This is a genomic window from Streptomyces sp. NRRL B-24572, assembly GCF_002156145.1.
Classification (GTDB): Bacteria; Actinomycetota; Actinomycetes; order Streptomycetales; family Streptomycetaceae; genus Streptomyces; species Streptomyces vietnamensis.
The window spans coordinates 1-2,823 of the sequence record NZ_MWIG01000790.1 but is presented as its reverse complement, the minus strand read 5'-3'; the positions used below and the strand labels follow the sequence as shown (position 1 = coordinate 2,823).

The following is a 2,823-nucleotide window of genomic DNA, read 5'->3' as shown; positions in this document are numbered from 1 at the left end:
GTGCGAAGGGGTCGCGGGCGGGGTCGTCGGGGGCGTACGGGCCTCGCTCGGCGTGGACTTCGGAGCGGCGGGCGCGGACGGCGGGGCGGTCGCGGGGCTCAGGGTGGAGGAGGTCTGCGGATCGTCGCCGGACGCGGGCGCACCGATGGTGCCGCCGGCCGGGAGGGGCAGCGCGCGCGGCGGGTCGTACACCGTGCCGGACAGCACCGTGTGCACTCCCCACCAGGACAGGGTGACCGCCGCACCGGTGGCGAGCGACCAGGCCAGGGCGTGAACGAGTCCTCTTCGCACCGGGACATAGTGCACCACCGGACGAAGGTCCGTACCGGAGGGTGGACACTGCTCGCGGCCTCACCCGAATGGCGTACGGTGCCGCCCATGGCAAGTGTGCTCGTGGTCGAGGACGACCAGTTCGTGCGCTCCGCCCTCATCCGGCAGCTGACCGAGGCCTCCCACACCGTACGGAGCGTCGGCACGGCCCTGGAGGCGTTGCGCGAGGTCGCCCATTTCCGCTTCGACGTCGTGATCCTGGACCTCGGTCTGCCCGATCTCGACGGATCCGAGGCGCTCAAGATGCTGCGCGGGATCACCGACGTCCCGGTGATCATCGCGACCGCCCGGGACGACGAGGCCGAGATCGTACGGCTCCTGCACGCCGGGGCCGACGACTACCTCGTGAAGCCCTTCTCCGTCGACCACCTCACGGCCAGGATGGCCGCCGTCCTACGCCGCTCCCGGGCCGCCGCGGGCGAGCAGCCGCCGTCCCGGGCCATCCGGGTCGGCGGGCTCACCGTCGACCCGCTGCGCCGTCAGGCGGAGCTCGACGGGACGCCCCTCGACCTGACCCGGCGCGAGTTCGACCTCCTCGCCTTCCTCGCCGGACGGCCCGGCGTCGTCGTCCCGCGCAAGGAGCTGCTCGCCGAGGTCTGGCAGCAGTCGTACGGCGACGACCAGACCATCGACGTACACCTGTCGTGGCTGCGGCGGAAACTGGGCGAAACGGCCGCACGGCCCCGCTATCTGCACACCCTGCGCGGGGTGGGCGTGAAGCTGGAGCCGCCCCGGGAGCAGGAACCGGGTACGCAGCCGTGAGGTGGGCGCTCGTCAAGGTGTCACTCGCCGTCACCGCCATGGTCGTCTTCGCCTTCGCCGTCCCCCTCGGGCTCGTCGTCAAGGAGATGGCCCGCGACCGGGCCTTCTCCAACGCCGAACGGCGGGCCGCCGGATTCGCCCCCGTCCTCGCGATCACCACCGACCGCGAGCAACTCGACAAGGCCGTCGCCACCTCCGAGGACGGCGCCGCCGGCCGGCTCGCCATCCACGTCCCCGCCGCCGAACCCGGCGGCACCGCCCTGGAGATCGGCACCGGCCGGGCCGACCCGGCGGAGCTTGCCGCCACCCGCAGCCTCGGCCGCGCCTCCATCGCCGAGGTCCCCGGCGGCTTCGCGCTGCTCCAGCCCACCGCGCTCAGCAGCGCCCAGGTCGCCGTCGTCGAGCTCTTCGTCCCCGAGGGCGAGGTCAGCAACGGCGTCGCCACCGCCTGGCTCGTCCTCGCCGGCGTCGGCCTCGCCCTGATCGTCGGCTCCGTCGCCGTCGCCGACCGCCTCGGCGTCCGCATGGTCCGGCCCGCCCAGCGGCTCGCGGGCGCCGCCCACGACCTCGGCGAGGGCAGGCTCGGCGCGCGCGTCCCCGAGGAGGGGCCGCCCGAGCTCAAGTCGGCCGCCGTCGCCTTCAACTCGATGGCCGACCAGGTCGTCCAGCTCCTCGCCAACGAACGCGAACTGGCCGCCGACCTCTCCCACCGGCTCCGCACCCCGCTGACCGTCCTCCGGCTCAACGCGGCCTCCCTCGGCTCGGGACCGGCCGCCGAGCAGACCCGCGCGGCCGTCGAACAGCTGGAGCGCGAGGTCGACATCATCATCCGCACCGCCCGCGAGGCGAAGCCGCAGACCCAGGCGACCGGGCCCGGCGCCGGCTGCGACGCCGCCGAAGTGGTCCGCGAGCGGATGGAGTTCTGGTCGGCGCTCGCCGAGGACGAAGGCCGCCGGGTACGGGTCGCGGGCGTCGAGCGCCCCGTCCGCATCCCCGTCGCACGCCCCGAGCTCGTCGCCGCCCTCGACGCCCTCCTCGGCAACGTCTTCCGCCACACCCCCGAGGGCACGGCCTTCTCCCTCGACGTCCACAACGGCGAGGACGCCGTCATCCTCCTCGTCTCCGACGCGGGCCCCGGCATCGCCGACCCCGCCGCCGCGCTCGCCCGGGGCGCGGGCAGCGGGCGCGACGGCTCCACCGGCCTCGGCCTCGACATCGTGCGCCGCATGGCCGAGTCGACGGGCGGCGACGTCCGCATCGGCCACTCGGTCCTCGGCGGCACCGAGGTACGGATCTGGATCAGCCTCGACGGACGCGGAGCCGGTACGGGCGGCGGCGGAGGCCGTCGCGGCCGCCGCCGCAAGGCGTGACGCGACCGGTCCTTCGCACGCGGTCCTTCGCGTCCAGCCCTCCGAGCCCGACGCTTCCGGCCCTCCGTACCCTGCCCTCCGAGCCCGGCCTTCCGCCTCCAACCTTTCGTCGTTCCGATGCCTTCCTTAAGCGGACCCTAAGAATCCCAACCCCGGCCCTCTCCTGGGCATTTGTCCGTTTCCCGCTCGCTAGCGTGCTGCCGCACCCCACCCCCACCCCCGGCACACAGAGGCAGGCACGCCATGGGCAGCAGTTCGCACCGGCGCAGGACGAGCACCCGGACCAAGGCCGTCGGAGCGGTCGTCACGGCGGCCGTCGTCGGCGGCGCCGCCTTCTGGCTCACCGGCACCGCGCAGGCCG

Annotated in this window: 2 protein-coding genes and 1 pseudogene; 2 read left to right on the top strand and 1 reads right to left on the bottom strand. The window is 74.4% G+C overall.

Annotation, left to right across the window (positions count from 1 at the left end; translation table 11 throughout):
• Nucleotides 1-291 (bottom strand): annotated as a pseudogene (locus CCN56_RS42760) (hypothetical protein); the annotation flags it as partial.
• A gap of 87 nt (nt 292-378) precedes the next feature.
• Between CCN56_RS42760 and CCN56_RS36015 the strand changes: the two are divergent.
• Both CCN56_RS36015 and CCN56_RS36010 read left to right on the top strand, forming a co-directional pair.
• Entirely contained in the window at nt 379-1,092 is a 714-nt protein-coding gene (locus CCN56_RS36015; protein WP_179200112.1) for a response regulator transcription factor, read from the top strand.
• On the top strand, nt 1,089-2,462 hold the full coding sequence (locus CCN56_RS36010) for a HAMP domain-containing sensor histidine kinase (RefSeq protein WP_086831966.1): 1,374 nt from the start codon (nt 1,089-1,091) through the stop codon (nt 2,460-2,462). Before CCN56_RS36015 ends, CCN56_RS36010 begins: the two co-directional genes overlap by 4 nt.
• The last annotated feature ends 361 nt before the right edge of the window (nt 2,463-2,823 follow it).

Bases quoted from the DNA above. Each gene is read 5' to 3' on its own strand.
- CCN56_RS36015 (WP_179200112.1), top strand. From the start codon at position 379: ATGGCAAGTGTGCTCGTGGTCGAGGACGACCAGTTCGTGCGCTCCGCC.